Genomic DNA, 18377 nt, shown 5'->3' with positions numbered 1-18377 from the left:
AAATGCAAGATAGAGATTACTATAAACAACCGCTCTCTTATTCTGTCCAGGTTTGAAGGTATTTGTCTTATGACCTCCCGCCAAATGCCCGGCGGTTTCCGAATCTTTATCCCATCCTGCGCAAGAGACTCATCTTGAATGACAGAGTTTGAGTGCAGGCTCTGCGGCAAGTGCTGTATGAACGCCGGAGACGCTCTCATCGAGATCGAGAGGAGACTGAACAGCCGTGAGTATCTCTGTCGGCAGAAGATCGTTGGCGGGACGTTCCGCGCCCGCGTCGAGGAGCGGTTTCTCGATGCTTTCAGGGACACCTCGGAGAAAGACGCACACCCTTCCTGGTGCCCATTCCTGCGGCCCATGCCCGGTAGTGCAGGGAAGTATATCTGCACCATCCACAACACCCGTCCAGAGATCTGCAGGTCTTACATCTGCTGCACCATGCGAATCTACGACTCCTCCGGAGAGGAGGCAGGAAAAGTGAAGGGCAGGAGAAGCCTTGTCACGGAGGATTTTGCCCTGCGCCGGTGCTGGGAGGAGGCAGTAGCACCGCTTGCGATCGACGACGATGACCTCTGGAAAAAGGAGGTTGCCGCGATCCTCGGCCGTGCAGGCTATCAGGTAGAGGTCTATGAGTGAGCATGAGCGTCGCCTTCCCGTCATCAGAGGGCGCGTCACGTGTACGCAAAATAAGGCGGTTCCCGTTGAGAGATGCGGCCTCTGCGTTCACTCCTCACGGGTCGTGATCGGAGGAAGAGAACTGCCATCACCGGCGCGGGCTTACTGCAGTCTCTGCCGGGACGCACCCGATATCGATATGTCAAAGGTCGAGGCGATCCTCTGCGATGACCACACGGGCGAAGGCTTCCGCAGCATAGCAAACATCATAAGCTAGCGGATCATTTACGCCAGAACTCCCAGGGGTGTTTCGTCTGGAAAGGAACACCTTTCGTCTCACGGTTCCAGTCGGTCTCGATCGTGTGATGAACCAGTCGGACCTCCTTCTTGAGTTCAGCAAGAGCGTTCTTGACCTCCTCAAGTTCCTGCTGGAGCCGATTAAACTCTTCAAAAGAGCGTGGCTGCCGCACTGGAGTCTCTCCAGCATCCTTGCAGGAGAGGCCGGCCTCGATCAACTCCAGAATAGCCTCGTTTCTGTCAAGCGAATGCTCCCTTGCGAACTGATCGATCCGCTCCATCAGATCGGGATCGAGTGCAAACGAACATCTCATCACCATGGTTCCGTCAACACCCCGGACTATTCAACCTCTTTGCTGATTATACTGTCTGCTACCCGTATAGCAACTCTCACAAAAAAAAGTAGTAATGTCCTCTATTGAGAACACCCGATCAACTGATATTTTCCAGGTTATACCCTTTCTGCGCGAGCAGGGCCTTCACCCGTTCGCGATGGTTGCCCTGCAGTTCGATCGAGGAGTCCTTGACCGTACCACCACAGGCCAGTTTTGCCTTCAGGAACTTTGAGAGGTCTTCGAGATCGATATCATACGGGTCGAGGCCCTCGATGACTGTGACCTCTTTTCCATACCGACGTTTATTGATCTTTACAGTAATTCTCTGTTGTTCCTTTGCTACTTCCTCACAGATGCACAGTTCTTTTGGCAGTCCGCATGTCGGACAGATCCCACCGTTCATTGCATGTACCTTTCAGCTCTCGTTATATATTATTTGGCATGGTCATCCGTCGATCTGGCATACGTCACACCCGAGTGATAGCACCTGGTCAGGTCTGCTACGATAACGATAGACTGTAATGCCTTTACAGTGGAGGTCATGAGCAAGGGAATAGATGTGGCCGATCTCCGCCACAGTTGCGCGCTCAGGGAGGTTCACAGTCTTCGAGACGGCGTTGTCCACGTGCTTCTGGAATGCGGCCTGCATCCTGACGTGGTGCTCGGGGGTGATCTCAAGGGCCGTCTTGAAGAGTTCAAGGGTATGGTCGTCCAGAGGAAGACCGCTGACCGTGCCATGGCGGCGGACGTGTTCGACCACGTCCTTTCCACCGGAAGTCCTGGGCAGGGACTTGGTGACGAGATCACTTACTATACTGACTGCCTGGCCGTCGATCGTCCGCTCGTAGGCAAAAGAGAAGACCGGTTCTATACCGCTCGTCGTCCCGGCTATCAGATGGATCGACCCCGTTGGGGCGATGGTCGTGACTGTTGCGTTCCGCATATCCCCCCGGAATACCGATCCATCGATCAGCGGAAACGAGCCTTTCTCCCTGCCAAGTTCCTCGGAGCGCTCCCGCGCCGTGGTCTGAATCTTCTCCATCAGGTTCTCGGCGAACCTGAGCGCTTCCTCCGACTCGTAGGGGATACCGAGACGTATGAGTGCTTCTGCAAACCCCATCAGACCAAGACCGATCTTCCGGGTAGCCAGAGTCTTCTCGCGGATCAGGGAGATGGGAAAATGGTTAACGTCTATGACCGCATCGAGGAAGTCGACACCGCACCTGACCACCCTGACCAGCAGGTCCTCATCGATCTCGTTCTTCCTGATACACCTGGCCAGGTTAATGCTCCCCAGGTTGCAACTCTCGTAAGGGTAGAGCGGCTGCTCACCGCATGGGTTGGTCGCCTCGATGAGGCCCAGATGCGGCGTGGTGTTCCGCCGGTTGATCTCATCGAGGAAGAGCACCCCCGGTTCACCTGATATCCACGCTGACTCCGCAATGAGAAGCCAGAGCAACCTGGCGTCGATACTCTTCCATATGCTGCCGTCGCGCGGGTTGACCAGGTCATAGTCGCGGCCCTCCTCAAGGCACTTGAAGAACCGCTCATCGACACCGACCGAGATGTTGAAGTTTGTAAGCCCGCCCTCACGTTTGCAGGTGACAAACTCCTCAATGTCCGGATGAGAGGCGGCGAGAACGCCCATGTTTGCCCCTCTCCTCCGCCCGCCCTGGCGGACTGCCCCCGTAGCTGCATCGAAGACCCGCATGAACGAGACCGGGCCGGTTGCGGCGCCCCTCACACCGTTTACGACGTCACCACGTGGCCTGAGGCGTGAGAACGAGAAGCCCGTGCCACCACCGGACTGGTGGATGAGAGCCATGTTAGCGAGGGTCGCAAAGATCCCCTCGATCGAGTCCTCCACAGGGAGGACAAAGCAGGCAGAGAGCTGCCCTCCAGGCGTCCCGGCGTTCATAAGGGTTGGCGAGTTCGGGAGGAAGAGAAGATCTGAGAGGAGGGAGAAGAACTCTCGCGACCGTTCCGTCCCGCCAACAGCGGAGGCGACACGCCAGAAAAGACCCTCAGGCGTCTCGCCGGGGAGGAGGTAGCGTCGTTCCAGGAGGAGACGGGCTGCTGGAGTGAGTTCCATATTATCCTTCATACAACCCCGCCCTTAATAATCCGTCGTGTCCAACTCTTTTGTTGCGATGTCTCTTATCGTGCTCGGAACCGCCTCCCACGTCGGCAAGAGTGCGACTGTTGCAGCACTCTGCCGTGCGCTCTATCGACGCGGGATCCCGGTTGCACCTTTCAAATCCCAGAACATGAGCCTCAACTCCTACGTCACCGCCGACGGGAGTGAGATCGGGATTGCTCAGGCCGCCCAGGCCTTCGCTGCCGGGGTCGAGCCAGAGGTCGATATGAACCCGATCCTCCTTAAACCGAAGGGGGAGGCGGTCTCACAGGTGGTGCTGCTCGGCCGACCTTACAAGGACGTGCGGATCCGGGACTACTATATGGAGACCGACAAACTTCTTGCAGAGGCCGTTGCCGCTTTCGATCGGTTGCAGAGACGGTTCGGGAACGTGGTGGTGGAGGGTGCCGGAGGGGCGGCTGAGGTGAACCTGTATGACCGCGACATTGCAAACATAAGGCTCGCCACGGCGCTTCGTATCCCTATTGTCCTGGTTGCAGATATAGAGCGGGGCGGTGTCTTCGCCCAGGTCTATGGCACGCTTGCCCTCCTGCCTGAAGAGATCCGATCGCTTGTAAAGGGTGTTATCATCAACAAGTTCCGGGGCGATCCCACACTATTTGAATCGGGTGTTACCATACTCGAAGAACTCACCGGTGTGCCGGTCCTCGGTGTGGTGCCCTATACAGATATCCGTATTCCGAGCGAGGACTCCCTCTCGATCGGCGAGCGGCGATCCGGCGTGGCACAAAAAGCGATCAGGATCGCAGTCATCCGACTCCCACGGATCTCAAACTTCACCGACTTCGAGCTTTTAGAGAGGCACGCTTTGGTGGAGTATATCACGCCCGGGAGATCGCTTGCCGGCTATGACTGCATCATCCTCCCAGGGACGAAGAACACCGTTGAGGATCTCAACGTCCTTCGCAAGGAGGGAGTGGAGAATGAACTCAGGCTTTCCAGGGAACGGGGTGTCCCGATTATAGGGATCTGTGGAGGATACCAGATGCTCGGGAGTCGGATCATCGATACCGGCATCGAGGCTGGCGGCGACGCCGCCGAGTATCCAGGTTTTGGGCTCCTCGACGTTGTCACGGCCTTTGCCGGGTACCGCAAGACGACGGTGCAGGTAAGAAGGCAGGCGACAGGTCCTGGCCCCATACTCCAGGCCATGGGAGAGGTTGAAGGCTACGAGATCCACATGGGCGAGACCGAACGGCGGGGACTGCCCGAGGCGTTTGCCGGTGAGGGTGCTGCGACACCCGACGGCCTGGTCTTCGGAACATACATGCACGGGCTCTTCCAGAACCCCGGTGCTGTAAACGCCCTCCTCGCCTATCTCTCGGAACGTCGGGGGCTGCCGTTTGAGCCTCTGGCGGAGGGAGACGGGGGCACACTGGGCGCATCCACAGCATACGATGACCTGGCCCGTCACTTTGAGGCGCATATTGATATGAATGCAATCCTGACCTATTTCACCAGATGAGACTATTTTTTTCTGCATTTCCAGCAAATGATTGACATTATTCCCGGAGATTCAGGAAGAGCGCCTACCTCTGAAGATGGGAAAAACCGATATCTGAAGAGGCCATCGATTGCGTTCTGAAACAGATCTCCGCATTTTAAGGGGTCGAGCCAGATCAAAAAGAAGAACAGCGCGTCCCTGCCACTTCAGAGGAAGAAGCGGAACGCAACCCAGGCAATCAGCACCATCAGCGCCGAATACTTCAGCCCTGAGACCACCCGGCCTTCGCCCATTACACCTGCCGCAAGCCCCGAGAAGAACCCCTGGATAAGCGCCGCATGGCAGAAGACGCGGTTGTAGAGGAAGATATCCACACTACCCATGAACGACTGGGCGGACGTTGATCCTGAGGCCGCAACAGTCTTTCCCGCCTCTGCCATCGTAGCGAGGAAAGTGCCTGAGAGCACCGCGATGACAAAGAGGAAGACAAAGAACGACATAAGGACGATGATCATGTAGATCATCATTCCTGTCTTTCGCTCCGATTTCAGGTTGAAGAACTCATAGGCGTCGTGCGCAGCCGCCCGCAGCACCCCACTGACATCGCCGCCCGCTGAACTCGCTTGAGCGATCAGTTCGGCACTCCGCTCCGCAAGCGGGGTGTTCACGGCCTTCCCAAACCTGCGAATGGCCTCCACAAACGGGACACCCCAGGACATCTCAGTATCGAGTTTGTGGATATGGGGTGTGAGTGCCCCATAATCGCCTTCCGAGACTATATGGATGGCATGCGGGAGCGTCATCCCTGAATCGTTCATCCCGGCCACATCCCGAAAGAAGTTCGGGAGGGAGGCCTCGACGCTCGATACGCGCATCGATTCCTTGAGATCGAGTATGGCAAGAGGCACGATAGCAATCAGTATCGCGAATACAGCGACATCATCAAGCATGGTCGTCCCGAAGATTGCCGACATACCGTAAGACGTCACTATGCTTAAAAATCCACCGATGAAGAGGAGGAGAGCCGCAGGAACGGATATGAAGAGGACTGTGTAGGGGTCATCCATCATCACCCGGAGCGGATGTTTGAGGAAGTGGTAGAACCCTTCCTGGTACTTCCGTCGTCGCCGGATCCCCCTAAAGATCTCCTCGTCCCGCACAACGAGCGGATCGGACTGAGGTATCTCCTCAGGCATATCAAACGGCTGCGGCCGGTTTCGATTCAAAAGATCGTCAAAAAGGTCTTTAAATCCCATATCACACCTCCGGCGTCATTGAACTGATCAGGATGACAAACATCAGGCTCCCGAAGGGCACAAGCAGGTAGATGATGATGTACAGAAAGAGTGGGTTTGAGTCGCCCGACAGGATCGTCATGACCGATTGCAGGATGATCAAAAAGAGCATACCAGCAACAATCGCGGTGACGTAAGACTCCGCGATCAACCCGAGCGTCTCCAGGAATGCCTTCTGCTGCTGGTTGTTCTCAAGTGTATACTGATGGGCCTTGGCGCGGAAGTACTCCGTCAGGTTACTCCCGCTCGAGATGCTTGCAACCGCCCCCTGGAGGAACTCCCGCATCCGATCACTCGGCGTCGCCTGCGCAACCGTCCGCAGGGCCCCAAGGAGGTCTTTCCCGAAGAAGTCGGTCTCGCGGGTGATGTAGCGTGCTTCTACGGCGCTCTCCCCATATATCTGGCTCTGACCAAGCGACCGGAAGACCTCGTCGGGTGTGATCCCCGCCGAAGACATGGCTGTGACATAATTTATAGCGTAAGGGAGGGTGGCATCGATATTCCGACGGCGCTCGCCAGCCTGTATACCCGGGTAGATGATGAAGATCAGGTATGTGAGCCCTCCGAATACCATGAGAGCGATGAGCGTAATGACGATGGTACCAAGCACCATCTTGTAATCGTTCAAAGCATAGAGAAACTCCGGGACGGCCCCACGATATACGATCATATCAGGGATGCGCAGGAGATATGTCAGAAGCCCTATCAGAACAGCCGCAACCAACCCGACGATGAACGAGGTAAAGTATGCGGTCGCAAGGTAGGCCTCGAATGGCGTTGTCATTCGCGCCCCAACCATATCGTTGCGGAGTTTTACATAATCCGCCCGTTTATCCTTTAATCTGCGGCCGAGCAGGTTGAAGCAGAAACGCTCGTAACTGTTCATGCAGGACCCCCCTCCCCATATAAGTCAGCGCGTACCCGCTGTATGACCGCCTCCGGGTCCCTGAAGTAGGAGATCAGTATCTTGCTAACATCCTGATAGTACCTGATCTTCTTGATGCGCATCCACTCAAGCACTTCCTGCCGCCGTTTCAGCTCCTCGCGCATACGCTCCTCGCTCCAGCCACGGTCTTCCATGATCTGCTCCAGGATGTAAGATTTACCAGAATACCGGATCTCGTCGGTCGCCTGGTGCCACCGGAAGACCTCGTTTGTGATAAGTTCGTTTGTGCGGGGATCGACGTCCAGGATCTCGATGAGTTGTTTGTTGCGCCGGATCCGCTGGCCGCCCACCCGGGCCTGCACCTGGATGGACATCAGGTCAAGCGCAGAGAGCATGTTCCTGGGCACGCTGATCGGCGGGTTCTCAAGACGGTGGACCGCACTTGCCACCGAGTCTGCGTGCATCGTCGCGTAGGTCACGTGACCGGTGCTCATAGCCTGAAAGAGGGTCAGCGCCTCGCGACCCCGGACCTCGCCAACCAGGATATACTCCGGACGCTGCCGGAGGGCGGCGCGAAGCAGTTCATACATATCGATCTCGCCCCGCCCGTCCTGCGAGAACGAGTCACGGGTGACACTCGGAATCCAGTTCGGGTGAGGTAGTTTCAATTCCCGGGTGTCCTCGAGGGTGACTATCTTTGCAAGTGGCGGGATAAATAGCGATATGGCGTTCAAAGTCGTGGTCTTCCCGGAGGCCGTCCCGCCAGCAAAGATACACGACTTGCCGTTCTCAACTGCCAACCAGAGGAAGGCGATCCCGAGGGGAGAGAAGGTGTGCCACTCGATGAGGTCTGTTGGAGTGATCGGTTCCTCCCGGAACTTCCGGATGGTGAAAGTAGAACCGTGAGCGGTAACCTCCGAGCCGAGAGTCATCTGGATACGCGATCCATCGTTCATCGTGGCATCAAGCATTGGTTCGGCGATCGAGATATACTTCCCCGCTCTCTGTGCAAGTTTCGTGACGAAGGAGTCGAGGTCCACTGCATCGGTGTACGCAAGATTGGTCTTCATGGACTCATAGGTCGTGTGGTAGACGAATATAGCGCTACCAACACCATCACAGGAGATATCCTCGACATACTTGTCATGCATAATGGGATCGATCAGGCCATCGCCAAGGAACTCCTTCTCCACCTGGTAGAGGACTTTCTCCCGGCCGACAGGATCGAGATGAATCCCATAATCGGCGATGATGGCATTAGCCGCATCACGTAGCACCCTGCGCGCCTCTTCGCGACTGAGGTTCCTGGAGGTGATGTTGAGGGTCTCAAATAGGCGCTCTCTGATCTCCTCCAGGAGGTCACGCTCTCCTGGAGTGAGGACAGGTTCTATGACGTTGTAGGTGTACTCATGTGTCGAACTGTCATATGTCACGCGGATGTAGGCGTAGGGCTCGTTCACGGGGTAGACCTCGATCTCCTCCACCCCCGGCGAGGGGCGCAAGGTGAGGTCGACGAGGGGGCCGTGCAGAAGGGGATTGTAGTCTTCAACCCTCTGTTCGAGGCCGGGTACCGGGAGCTTCCTGAGGAGTCCAAACCTTGGTTTTGGGACCTCTTCCCTGGGGATTGCCACCTGTGCAGCGGCAGCGGCAAAAGATGATGGAGCATATGACTGGAAGAATAATTCGTCAAACTCCGATACTACCCGGGCGTTATCGACAAAGTCATAGGAGTGCTCGTTGCGGTTTATGCTCAGTTCATCGATGGAGAAGGTAGCACTCCGGGGGAGGATCAGGTCTGCAAGGTTCCCGAGTTCATCGACCGACTTCACACCCTCAAACGTCTCTTCGGATGAACTGGATTCATCGGTCTCTCGCCAACCCCTTATGCGATCACGTATACCACCGCGAACGGGGCGGCTTGAAGCGGTGGGCGTGAACTCCGGTTCAGGCTGGAACGTCTCCTCCTCCACCGGGGATAGACCTGGCGATTCCAGATCTCTGTCGACCTCATCAGGCACCTCATCCACATCATAAGGGAGAACCTTTTCCTCGATTGTAACCTTTTTCTGCCCCTCGATACGTTTGAGAAGTGACTGGATCGGGTCTTCATCAGGGGTTTTGCGCCGTTCTGCCGCTCTTCCAGATCTTGCCACGCTGTCGATTATTACCCGGATCTCATCATCCTTCTGGATCTCTACCTTTACGGGCTCAGGGCGCTCGTTCCACCACATGTCGATGAAAGGCTTACCCTCTCCATCCTTTGATATAGCATCCCCCTCCCCAAAACCCAGTTTCTGGGGCTGGGAGAGGAGGCTTCTGACCGTCGCTATTAATTCGCGCTCTTCGTCATCTTTTTTACTCATCCGGTGCCCTCCCAACATCAATACCTGCCTCTACCCTCGGTTCATGAAACTCTACGATGCAACGTGTACGCTCCCCTATCCGGTCAGATACGATACACATATACCGCCCGTTGAGCAACCGGAAACAGACCCGTCCCCGCGTGTCTGTCACATCGCTTGCCAGCATAACCTTACCCTTCCTGATCGTGACGCGGGCCCCCACAAGAGGTGTCCGGCCGTCATGCACAATAAGACAGAGCACACCAACCCGCTGTCCATCAGTAGCCCCTACTGTCGGAATATCGAGGCGACCGTTCTTCTTCAGGTGACTCTTATCAAACACCCTGCACCGCGAGGTAAGAGCATCGACGATAGTCTGTGCAACCAGATAGAACTCGAACGTTTGGTCTACTGTCAGGTGCAGTGCTGCCTGGTCTCCGAAGAGTGTCCCCTTTCCGTCGACAAGGATGGCACCGTCCGGTTCGCCCTTTGATATAATGAGGAAAAAGTTACTCGTCTCACCTCTCGATACAGCTATCCCGCTTGGAGAATGAGCAGCGCTGTAGTGCAACAACTCCTCATAAGTAAAACGCCCCTTGCACACCGACTGACCGAGGACCTCTGCCATAAGGTCGTTTATATCCATGGAGATCTTCAGGCAAAAACCTGTGTTTTCATGTAGGTAAGGAGATTTGTGCACCTATCACAATATACCACATCTGTATGCAATTATTAATATCTTATGATTATCAAACATCAGGCTAAAACAAAAGATTTCCCGGGAATATATCGGATATAAGAGCGAAAGAAACAAGTTTGCTGGCAAGGAACATGCCTCCTGCCCTCCTTGCCGGAGAGAATGAAAGTAGAGCATACGAATCTCCAGTCATCCCGAAAGTACATTGAAAGACTCTGCAAGGCTAAACCGCCAGAAATAAGAGATAAGACGTAAAAAAAACTACCTATCCATGATTCTTCAACCCATGGTAGCCATTCCACTTATGATTGCAGCATCTGCGATCGGGATCACGCTCATATATGCCTCGATCCTGGACCTGAAAGAGCGGCGGGTGCCACATAAAACATGGCGCCCCGCTCTCGTGATCTCGGTTCCTATGGCCATCTGGGTCTATGGGCTGACATTTGTCGCGGACTGGCAGATGGCAACAGGTTATCTCATCCTGGTCGCGGTATTTTGCGGCTTTTTTTACCTTTTCCAAGCGATGAACCTCTTTGGGGGGGCAGACGCGTATGCCCTCATCGTCATCACGGCATGCATCCCGTTCCACCCGTTTGAACCCCTCTCTGGCACCTCACCTCTCGGGTTCTTCCCGTTTACCGTGCTGATAAATGCCGTGCTCATCAACCTCGTGGCACCTGTTGCCATACTTCTGAAGAATCTTATTGAAGGGAACCGGGCTCCACTCTCCTGTCTATTCCTTGGTTTTCCTGTTGATGGAGAGAAGATCCAGAACGAGTTTGGTTTTGTCATGGAAGATATCGAAGAAGGAGAGGATGGTAGACTGATTCGACGTTTCATCGGTTTTACCGAGTCGCTTCGTCGCATCATGCGCGGAGATAGACGGATATACACGAAAGAACTCAGGCAACACCCCGACGAATACCAGAAGGAACTCACACTCTACAGGAAGGCCGGCAGGGTCTGGATATCTTACGGCATTCCATTTATCGTCCCGATTACAGTGGGATTCCTGACAGCATTGTTCGTGGGGGACATCCTCTTTGTGATCATGAAAGCAATCGCGGGAATGTGAATAGATATGAAGATAGATTTCAAGAACGGTTTGATCCCTGTCATAGTACAGGATAGACGGACGCGTGATGTCCTGATGCTCGCATACGCAAACGCTGAGGCGCTGGAACTCACCAGAACCACCGGATATGCGCACTACTACAGCAGAAGCAGGCAGAAGATCTGGAAGAAAGGAGAGGAGAGTGGCCACGTACAACGGGTCTACCGGGTACTCGTCGACTGCGATGCAGATGCCCTCCTCTACGAGGTGGAGCAGACAGGTGCCGCCTGCCATACCGGCCACGCATCCTGCTTCTTCCGGACGATCGATGGGGAAGAGATCGCCGGACGGGTCTTCGATCCGGAGAAGGTATACGCTAATAAGGATGAATGACTTCATAACTATGGTGATTTTTTATGAAAATTGTACCCGATACAAGCGTCGTAATAGATGGACGTATAACCTCGCTGATAAAAACCGGGGAATATAAAGGAGCAACAATAATCATACCCGAGGCGGTCGTCGCTGAACTTGAGGCTCAGGCAAATCAAGGGCGTGAGATAGGTTTTTCCGGCCTGACCGAACTTCAGGAACTATTCAGGATGTCTGAAGAGGGGCTTATCGAGCTCCAGTTTGCTGGAGAGCGCCCCAGCCTTGACCAGGTGAAACTCTCAAGCGGTGGAGAGATCGATGCACTTATCCGGAACGTGGCGATCGACCATAAAGCCCGGTTTATCACGAGCGATCTGGTGCAGGCGGAGGTTGCGAAGGCAAAAGGGCTGGATGTTGTCTACCTGCGGCCGCAGATAGGCGATTTCTCACCGCTCTCGATCGACCAGTTCTTTGATGAAGAGACTATCGCTATCACCCTCAAAGAGCGGGCTCTGCCAGTGGCAAAGATCGGCAAACTCCAGGCAACCAGGCTTGTCACACTCAGGGACACTCCTATGACCGAGCACGAACTGAAAGTGATGGCACAGGAACTGCTGGAACGGGCAAAACGCGACCCGGACGGTTTCATCGAACTTGAAAAGCGGGGGATCACAGTCGTCCAGATCGGGTCGCTCAGGATCTCGATCGCAAGGAGACCTTTCTCAGACGGGATGGAGATCACGGTGGTCAGGCCGCTTGTCGACCTCTCGCTCGACGATTATAATATGGCACCTGAGATCAAGCAACGGATCCTGGGGAACCGCCGCGGCGTCCTGATCGCAGGACCTCCGGGTGCGGGGAAGACAACCCTTGCTCAGAGCCTCGCCACATTTCTCGCCGACCATAACTTTATTGTCAAGACCATGGAAGCACCCCGGGATCTTCAGGTGCCAGATAACATCACCCAGTACACGGCGCTTGAGGGCAGCATGATGAATACCGCCGAGGCCCTCCTGCTTGTCCGGCCTGATTACGTCATATTTGACGAGATCCGGAAGAACGAGGACTTTGCCGTCTACGCCGATATGCGGCTTGCCGGTATGGGCATGGTCGGCGTGGTGCATGCCATGGAGGTGCACGACTGCATCCGGAGGTTCTGCGACAGGGTTGATTACAGCATCCTTCCTCAGATCATCAACACCATCATATTTGTGGTTCATGGCACAATCAAAAAGATCTACGACCTTGAATTAACTATCAAAGCCCCTGAAGGCATGCCAGCTGACACGCACGTCCGTCCGGTGATCGTCGTTCGCAACCATGCTGCGGGTGAACCAGAGATCGAGATATTCCGCTACGAAGGCGAAACCCTGGTGATGCCACTTGCAAATAGGGAAGTTCCAGAGCCAGCGGGTGTTGCTGAACCGCCGACCCTCGTGGCACCAGTAGCAGAATCCAGGGAGAATGCCCCAAGGAAGGTTGCAGAGAAAGACGTCCAGCGGGAGATGGGGCGCTACACAAACGGTCCGGTGGACGTGAGGATCATCAACGACAACAAGGCTGTAGTCTACATCGAGGACAGAGACGTTCCAGCGGCGATCGGGAAAGGCGGTAAGAACGTATCGGCGATCGTGAACAAACTGGGTATAGGTATTGATATAAGGCCGAGGAGTGAACTCGAGGCAGAAAAACCAGCGGAAGAGGAGATGCACCTTGCAGGTGGCATCACGATCCGCCTTGACAAAAAGCAGCTGACCATAATCTCCCCGGAGCACAGGGGAAAGATCGTGGACGTTTTTGCCGGAAAGGAGTACCTCTTCACGGCAACGGTTAACGAGGATGGAGAGGTTATCCTGGCCAGAAACAGCACGATTGCCCAGGAACTGATGAGGCGTTACAACGATGCTGAGACGATCCGGCTGCGGCCGGTGTGAGATGTGGGGAGTGTGAAGAGGAGATATCTGGAGGAGTAGTGTGAGTGGACTTGATATGCAGAACAACGAAAAAGAGTGTGTCGACCTGTGGGAGCATGCGTTCGAGGCTGATCCTGCAAATAAGGATAAGTATTACCTGACGGTGGCCTACCCATACCCCAGCGGGGCGATGCACGTAGGGCACGGACGGACCTACATCGTTCCGGACGTCATCGCCCGCTACCAGCGGATGAGTGGAAAACAGGTCCTCTTCCCGATGGCGTTCCACGTCACCGGTACGCCGGTTATAGGGATCTCAAAGAGGATTGCAAAAGGCGACGAACGGACTATTGGGCTTTACCGTGACGTCTACCGGGTGCCCCAGGATATTCTCGACCGGTTCATCGACCCGATGGAGATTGTCCGCTACTTTTCGGATGAGTATCGGCGGGTGATGCAGGAATGCGGTCTCTCGATCGACTGGCGGCGCCGGTTCATCACCGTCGATCCGCAGTACAGCAAGTTTATCGAGTGGCAGTACAAGCACCTGCATGAGAGGGGGCACGTTGTAAAGGGTGCCCACCCGGTTAAGTACTGCCCCCAGTGCGAGAACCCCGTCGGAGACCACGACCTCCTCGAGGGGGATAAGGCCGAGATCCTCAGGTTCACCCTTGTGATCTTCCGGCTGGGCGACACAAAAATCCCCTGCGCGACACTCCGCCCCGAGACAATCTACGGCGTGACGAACCTCTGGGTGAGACCCGATGTCACATATGTCCGGGCGACGCTCGATGGCGATGAGTGGATCCTGAGCAGAGAGGCGGCAGCAAAACTGGCGTTGCAGGATCACGATGTCCAGATAAAGGGGGAGGTGGCCGGTGCGTCGCTAATCGACCGGACGGTCTCCCACCCGCTATGTGGTGATGTTCCCATCCTGCCGGCGACGTTTGTTGACCCGGACACGGGTACCGGGATCGTGATGAGCGTTCCAGCACACGCACCCTTTGACTACATCGCGATCCGCGACCTGCAGCGGCATGGGAAGTACACGTCCATACGTCCGATCCCGCTCATCTCAGTCGAAGGATATGGCGACATCCCGGCAAAAGACGCGGTCGAACGCGCAGGCATCCATGACCAGAACGACCCGGAGATGGAGAAGCTCACCCAGGAGGTCTACAACGCCGAGTTCTCCCGCGGAAAAGTCTTTGAGAAATACGGCGGTAAAACGGTGAAGGAGGCCAGGGACGATGTGGCTGCACTGATGATGGAGCGTTACGGTTCCATCCCGATGTACGAGTTTGATACCCGTCAGGTGATCTGTCGTTGCGGCAGCAGGGTCTATGTGAAGATCCTTCACGATCAGTGGTTCCTGGCCTACAGCGACCCCTCCTGGAAGGAGGAGGTGAAGACCGTGCTGGAGGGGATGACGCTCGTTCCGCCCGAGGTCAGGGCAGAATTTGAGCGTACAGTCGACTGGCTGAAAGACTGGGCATGCACCCGGAAGGTTGGACTCGGGACGAAACTGCCCTGGGACCCGACCTGGATCATCGAACCGCTCTCTGACTCGACAATCTACATGGCCTACTACACGATCGCCCACCACCTGAAAGGAATACCACCAGAGAACCTTACACCAGAGGTCTTCGATTACATCTTCCTCGGTGAGGGAGAGCCAACAACCCTCGATCGCAGCACACTTGAGCGACTCAGGAGCGAGTTCCTCTACTGGTACCCCTACGACTATCGGTTCTCAGCAAAGGACCTCATCTCAAACCATCTCACCTTCCAGATCTTCCATCACTCCGCGATCTTCCCACCGGAACTGCAGCCCCGGGGTATGGTGGTCTTTGGCATGGGGCTCCTCAACGGAGCGAAGATGTCCTCCAGCAAGGGCAATGTGTTTCTCCTGGAGGACGCCCTGTCGGAGTTCGGCGCCGATACCGTCAGGATGTTCCTGGTGGGAAGCGCTGAGCCCTGGCAGGACTTTGACTGGCGTAACGATCTTGTATCGTCGACGAAAAAGCAGATCGAACGGTTCTGGAATACTGTCCAGGAGATCAGAGGAGGTGAAGGCTACTGCGAGATCGATGCATGGCTGGGAAGCAGGCTCCAGCGGCGCATAGAGAGCACAACGGCAGCGCTTGAGTCGTTCCAGACCAGACAGGCACTGCAGGAAGCGTTTTTTGGCGTTGAGGCCGACCTCAAGTGGTACCGCCGCCGCCTGCCTGAGGGCGTGACCGGCGGGGCGGTGCTACGCGACCTCGCCAGCACCTGGGTCAGGTTGCTTGCCCCATTCATACCGTTCACCTGCGAGGCATTATGGAGGGATCTCGGCAAGGAGGGAATGGTCTCTTTCGCTCAATGGCCGGAGGTCGACATGACCCGGATCAACCCGGCAGTCGAACTCGCGGAGGAACTCCTCGCCCGTACGGTCGAGGATATCGAGTCTATCATGAAACTCATCCCGATGGAACCGAGATCGATCAGTCTCTATGCCGCACCGGCATGGAAGCACGAGATCTTCCGGATCGTTGCAGCTTCGGCCGACAAAACGAAAGTTATGCGCGAGGTGATGCAGAACGAGGAGATCCGCAGGCGCGGTCGTGAGGCGACGGATGCAACCAGGCAGATAACGAAACTCGTGCTGAAACTGCCACCACTTCTCGTGCAGCAAATCGCAGAGTTAAAACTCGATGAACAGGCGGTTCTTGAGGGCGCACGGAAGTTCCTGGAGAAGGAGTTCGGCGTCCCGGTGAGTGTCCAGGCCTCCGGAGAGAGTATCCACCCCAAGGCCTCGGGTGCGTTGCCGTTTAAGCCGGCGATAGTGATAGAGTAGGATCCCTTTTTTCTCCTGCCTGTTTTTTGTGGTTATATTCAGGGTCATGGTCCATGGAAAAAAAACCGGGCCAGATATCTTTAGCCTCCTCCAGATTTCACCATTCAGCCACCATCTGAGTCTTCGTCTTCTTTTTAGCGCCATCTGCAATGGTCGCCCCTACCAGAAGTACACTCGCAACAGCGGTATGTACAATTATGCAGAAACTATAGCACAATTCTCGTAAATAAGCCCTTTAAACTACCACGATCTAATATCATGCCTTAGAGTGAGTGTACTTTTGCAAGGGGAGCGATCTTTGAGTCTGAAGTGCGGATCTAACGGTAAAATAAGGCTGAAGATCCAGGTAGTTTTGAAGTGGGCCGGATGTCTTGGATTTCAAGATCCTCGGGTCATCCCCGCAGGAGTGTCTTTAATGCCTGTTCTGGCCGCAAAATAGATTATGGTACTCTGTGGCTGACCCTGGCCACGCCTAATCCTCTCCCTTCACGGCTTGCTGGGCTTTCTTCGCCCGCTCCTTTGCCGTGTAACCGGTTACCTGCTGGAGATAGTTGCGAAATCTGCGGTTCGTGTCCAGGATCGTCTCATCATCGACGGATGCGTCCGATTCGGTATGGACAAACAGCGTCTTCCCTCCGGCACCGGCCCAGACTTCAAGGCGCTGGAGCGCTCCGTATGATATGACGCAATGCCCGTCCTCCGTAAGACGGGGTTCGACACCGAACTGGTCGCGGAGACCCTGTACCATTGATTCTGCAAGCTTTTTCGTGTATCCGCGTTTGATCTGGTATTCTTGCATAATATTTTTAAGGGATATTCATCTATCTTAACCTAACCGAAGAGCGAGTGATTGATCCCATGGATGACATAAAGGTTACAGCCAGAGAGCTTGGTGGCACCGACGAGACTGTGCTGATCGGTTTCCCCGGCAGCGGGCTTGTAGGGAGTATCGCCCTGCAGTACCTCGTTGAGCAGATGGAGTTTGAGCAGATCGGGGCAATCACAAGTAAATATTTCCCGCCTGTAGCCCTGATGGCGAAAGGTGTCATCAGCGCCCCGGTACGTCTGTATGAGAAAGAAAACCTTGCGGCACTCATCTCCGATGTTCCCATTCATCCAGCGATCTGTTACGAGGTGGCAAACGGCATCATGGACTGGATCACCCTGTTTGATATAAAAGAGGTTGTCACGATCGCAGGGATCATCACAAACGAACCGGAAAAGAGAGTTTTCGGGGTTGCAACCACCCCCGAAGCACTTCAGCACATCGAGGATAAGGCGATCATCCTCCCAATGGGGAGCATATCTGGTGTGGCTGCAAGCATCCTCACGGAATGCAAGACGCGTGGTGTTCCAGGGGTAGGGCTGCTCGGGGAGACAGTGAACACGCCAGACCCGCGGGCAGCTGCGGCAACGATTGAGGTTCTGAACCAGATCTACGACCTTAACCTGGACGTCCAGCCGTTACTCGAACAGGCGGTTGAGATCGAGGCGGCAATGGCCCAGATCGCCGAGCAGGTGCAGAAGACAGAGGGGCAGCCTCGAAGAGAGCAGCTGCCGATGTACGGGTGATCTGCATGAAATATGCAGCGTTAACAGGAATCTCACCATCAGTAATTGCTGAACTCAAGAGCGGTAAGCCCCGAACACTTGAACTGACCAGCGCTCATAACATAATAACCCTGACAGGGAGCGCACCAGGAGACTGTGTCTTCATGACCTCGATCACAGAGGAAGACCTCTCTCCAGGAGACCCGGGGATTATGGTCGATCTACTTGCACTCAACATCAGCATGAGGCGAATTGAGGTTGCCAACCCGGTATTTTACGAGGAGAGGGAGCGGATGTCTGCAAGGATCAAGGTCCGCTTCCGGGGTGTAACCATCGCCCGCAACGTGGAGGGACGGAAATGGGGTGAGCCAACCAGGGTAGATATCGTCCCCTCAGCGTGTTACCGGGCGGGATGATCACCATCTTTTCCTAACACACCTGACACCCTCAAAGGGTTAATATCACCGGCCAACCAACATATAGAACCACCACGTGGGTCTGTGGCTTAGCCAGGATAGAGCGCCGGGCTTCTAACCCGGATGTCGGGGGTTCGAATCCCTCCAGGCCCGTCTGACC

The 18377-nt window shown here is 55.3% G+C and carries 17 protein-coding genes and 1 tRNA gene; 10 read left to right on the top strand and 8 right to left on the bottom strand.

Annotation, left to right across the window (positions count from 1 at the left end; translation table 11 throughout):
• Positions 1-138: 138 nt before the first annotated feature.
• On the top strand, positions 139-636 hold the full coding sequence (locus tag QMC91_RS01665; protein ID WP_300234429.1) for a YkgJ family cysteine cluster protein: 498 nt from the start codon (positions 139-141) through the stop codon (positions 634-636).
• A complete protein-coding gene (locus tag QMC91_RS01660; protein WP_300234426.1) occupies positions 629-892 on the top strand; it encodes a hypothetical protein in 264 nt (87 codons plus the stop codon). The genes QMC91_RS01665 and QMC91_RS01660 overlap by 8 nt, the downstream gene beginning before the upstream one ends.
• A 4-nt stretch (positions 893-896) precedes the next feature.
• On the opposite strand, the gene QMC91_RS01655 is transcribed toward QMC91_RS01660, so the two are convergent.
• The 3 genes from QMC91_RS01655 to QMC91_RS01645 all read right to left on the bottom strand — a co-directional run bounded on the left by QMC91_RS01655 (position 897) and on the right by QMC91_RS01645 (position 3351).
• Entirely contained in the window at positions 897-1232 is a 336-nt protein-coding gene (locus tag QMC91_RS01655; protein ID WP_300234424.1) for a type II secretion system protein E, read from the bottom strand.
• 112 nt (positions 1233-1344) lie between these two features.
• The gene (yciH, locus tag QMC91_RS01650; RefSeq protein ID WP_300234422.1) at positions 1345-1650 is read right to left on the bottom strand and encodes a stress response translation initiation inhibitor YciH; all 306 of its coding nucleotides are present in this window, start codon (positions 1648-1650) and stop codon (positions 1345-1347) included.
• A gap of 42 nt (positions 1651-1692) precedes the next feature.
• Positions 1693-3351 carry an adenosylcobalamin-dependent ribonucleoside-diphosphate reductase gene (locus QMC91_RS01645; RefSeq protein WP_300234419.1) on the bottom strand — a complete coding sequence of 553 codons (1659 nt, stop codon included), beginning with the start codon at positions 3349-3351 and terminating at the stop codon, positions 1693-1695.
• Between the two features lie 46 nt (positions 3352-3397).
• On the opposite strand from QMC91_RS01645, the gene QMC91_RS01640 reads away from it, so the two are divergent.
• A complete protein-coding gene (locus QMC91_RS01640; protein ID WP_300234416.1) occupies positions 3398-4870 on the top strand; it encodes a cobyric acid synthase in 1473 nt (490 codons plus the stop codon).
• A gap of 185 nt (positions 4871-5055) precedes the next feature.
• Here QMC91_RS01640 and QMC91_RS01635 read toward each other — a convergent pair whose 3' ends face one another.
• The 4 genes from QMC91_RS01635 to QMC91_RS01620 are packed head-to-tail and all read right to left on the bottom strand — an operon-like array spanning position 5056 to position 10018.
• On the bottom strand, positions 5056-6105 hold the full coding sequence (locus QMC91_RS01635) for a type II secretion system F family protein (RefSeq protein WP_300234413.1): 1050 nt from the start codon (positions 6103-6105) through the stop codon (positions 5056-5058).
• Position 6106: 1 nt separating this feature from the next.
• The gene (locus tag QMC91_RS01630; protein ID WP_300234411.1) at positions 6107-7030 is read right to left on the bottom strand and encodes a type II secretion system F family protein; all 924 of its coding nucleotides are present in this window, start codon (positions 7028-7030) and stop codon (positions 6107-6109) included.
• On the bottom strand, positions 7027-9393 hold the full coding sequence (locus QMC91_RS01625; protein WP_300234408.1) for a type II/IV secretion system ATPase subunit: 2367 nt from the start codon (positions 9391-9393) through the stop codon (positions 7027-7029). Before QMC91_RS01625 ends, QMC91_RS01630 begins: the two co-directional genes overlap by 4 nt.
• Positions 9386-10018 carry a hypothetical protein gene (locus QMC91_RS01620; RefSeq protein ID WP_300234405.1) on the bottom strand — a complete coding sequence of 211 codons (633 nt, stop codon included), beginning with the start codon at positions 10016-10018 and terminating at the stop codon, positions 9386-9388. The genes QMC91_RS01625 and QMC91_RS01620 overlap by 8 nt, the downstream gene beginning before the upstream one ends.
• Before the next feature lie 337 nt (positions 10019-10355).
• Here QMC91_RS01620 and QMC91_RS01615 point away from each other — a divergent pair, with 337 nt between their 5' ends.
• The 4 genes from QMC91_RS01615 to leuS are packed head-to-tail and all read left to right on the top strand — an operon-like array spanning position 10356 to position 16250.
• Complete coding sequence (locus QMC91_RS01615; RefSeq protein ID WP_300234402.1) at positions 10356-11147, top strand: A24 family peptidase C-terminal domain-containing protein; 792 nt, start codon at positions 10356-10358, stop codon at positions 11145-11147.
• Positions 11148-11153: 6 nt separating this feature from the next.
• Positions 11154-11519 (top strand): phosphoribosyl-AMP cyclohydrolase, encoded by a 366-nt coding sequence (hisI, locus tag QMC91_RS01610; protein ID WP_300234399.1) that lies wholly within the window; start codon positions 11154-11156, stop codon positions 11517-11519.
• Between the two features lie 23 nt (positions 11520-11542).
• A complete protein-coding gene (locus QMC91_RS01605) occupies positions 11543-13432 on the top strand; it encodes a PINc/VapC family ATPase (protein ID WP_300234395.1) in 1890 nt (629 codons plus the stop codon).
• 55 nt (positions 13433-13487) lie between these two features.
• Positions 13488-16250 carry a leucine--tRNA ligase gene (leuS, locus tag QMC91_RS01600; RefSeq protein ID WP_300234678.1) on the top strand — a complete coding sequence of 921 codons (2763 nt, stop codon included), beginning with the start codon at positions 13488-13490 and terminating at the stop codon, positions 16248-16250.
• A gap of 472 nt (positions 16251-16722) precedes the next feature.
• On the opposite strand, the gene QMC91_RS01595 is transcribed toward leuS, so the two are convergent.
• A complete protein-coding gene (locus QMC91_RS01595) occupies positions 16723-17049 on the bottom strand; it encodes a DUF5611 family protein (RefSeq protein WP_300234392.1) in 327 nt (108 codons plus the stop codon).
• A 59-nt stretch (positions 17050-17108) separates the two neighbouring features.
• On the opposite strand from QMC91_RS01595, the gene QMC91_RS01590 reads away from it, so the two are divergent.
• The 3 genes from QMC91_RS01590 (at position 17109) to QMC91_RS01580 (ending at position 18370) form a co-directional block, all read left to right on the top strand.
• Complete coding sequence (locus QMC91_RS01590) at positions 17109-17822, top strand: proteasome assembly chaperone family protein (protein ID WP_300234389.1); 714 nt, start codon at positions 17109-17111, stop codon at positions 17820-17822.
• A 5-nt stretch (positions 17823-17827) separates the two neighbouring features.
• On the top strand, positions 17828-18217 hold the full coding sequence (locus QMC91_RS01585; RefSeq protein ID WP_300234386.1) for a DUF473 domain-containing protein: 390 nt from the start codon (positions 17828-17830) through the stop codon (positions 18215-18217).
• 78 nt (positions 18218-18295) lie between these two features.
• Positions 18296-18370 (top strand) — tRNA-Arg (locus QMC91_RS01580).
• The last annotated feature ends 7 nt before the right edge of the window (positions 18371-18377 follow it).

The sequence above is a fragment of the Methanoculleus sp. genome (assembly GCF_030019085.1).
In the GTDB taxonomy this organism is placed as follows: domain Archaea; phylum Halobacteriota; class Methanomicrobia; order Methanomicrobiales; family Methanoculleaceae; genus Methanoculleus.
This window is presented reverse-complemented; position numbering and strand designations above follow the sequence as displayed.

Excerpts from the sequence above, each read along its gene's own strand:
- hisI (WP_300234399.1), top strand. The coding sequence starts at position 11,154 with ATGAAGATAGATTTCAAGAACGGTTTGATCCCTGTCATAGTACAGGAT.
- leuS (WP_300234678.1), top strand. The coding sequence starts at position 13,488 with ATGCAGAACAACGAAAAAGAGTGTGTCGACCTGTGGGAGCATGCGTTC.
- QMC91_RS01605 (WP_300234395.1), top strand. The coding sequence starts at position 11,543 with ATGAAAATTGTACCCGATACAAGCGTCGTAATAGATGGACGTATAACC.
- QMC91_RS01615 (WP_300234402.1), top strand. The coding sequence starts at position 10,356 with ATGGTAGCCATTCCACTTATGATTGCAGCATCTGCGATCGGGATCACG.
- QMC91_RS01625 (WP_300234408.1), bottom strand. The coding sequence starts at position 9,393 with ATGAGTAAAAAAGATGACGAAGAGCGCGAATTAATAGCGACGGTCAGA.
- QMC91_RS01630 (WP_300234411.1), bottom strand. The coding sequence starts at position 7,030 with ATGAACAGTTACGAGCGTTTCTGCTTCAACCTGCTCGGCCGCAGATTA.
- QMC91_RS01635 (WP_300234413.1), bottom strand. The coding sequence starts at position 6,105 with ATGGGATTTAAAGACCTTTTTGACGATCTTTTGAATCGAAACCGGCCG.
- QMC91_RS01655 (WP_300234424.1), bottom strand. The coding sequence starts at position 1,232 with ATGGTGATGAGATGTTCGTTTGCACTCGATCCCGATCTGATGGAGCGG.
- QMC91_RS01585 (WP_300234386.1), top strand. The coding sequence starts at position 17,828 with ATGAAATATGCAGCGTTAACAGGAATCTCACCATCAGTAATTGCTGAA.
- QMC91_RS01660 (WP_300234426.1), top strand. The coding sequence starts at position 629 with ATGAGTGAGCATGAGCGTCGCCTTCCCGTCATCAGAGGGCGCGTCACG.
- QMC91_RS01590 (WP_300234389.1), top strand. The coding sequence starts at position 17,109 with ATGGATGACATAAAGGTTACAGCCAGAGAGCTTGGTGGCACCGACGAG.
- yciH (WP_300234422.1), bottom strand. The coding sequence starts at position 1,650 with ATGAACGGTGGGATCTGTCCGACATGCGGACTGCCAAAAGAACTGTGC.
- QMC91_RS01640 (WP_300234416.1), top strand. The coding sequence starts at position 3,398 with ATGTCTCTTATCGTGCTCGGAACCGCCTCCCACGTCGGCAAGAGTGCG.
- QMC91_RS01620 (WP_300234405.1), bottom strand. The coding sequence starts at position 10,018 with ATGGATATAAACGACCTTATGGCAGAGGTCCTCGGTCAGTCGGTGTGC.
- QMC91_RS01645 (WP_300234419.1), bottom strand. The coding sequence starts at position 3,351 with ATGAAGGATAATATGGAACTCACTCCAGCAGCCCGTCTCCTCCTGGAA.
- QMC91_RS01595 (WP_300234392.1), bottom strand. The coding sequence starts at position 17,049 with ATGCAAGAATACCAGATCAAACGCGGATACACGAAAAAGCTTGCAGAA.
- QMC91_RS01665 (WP_300234429.1), top strand. The coding sequence starts at position 139 with ATGACAGAGTTTGAGTGCAGGCTCTGCGGCAAGTGCTGTATGAACGCC.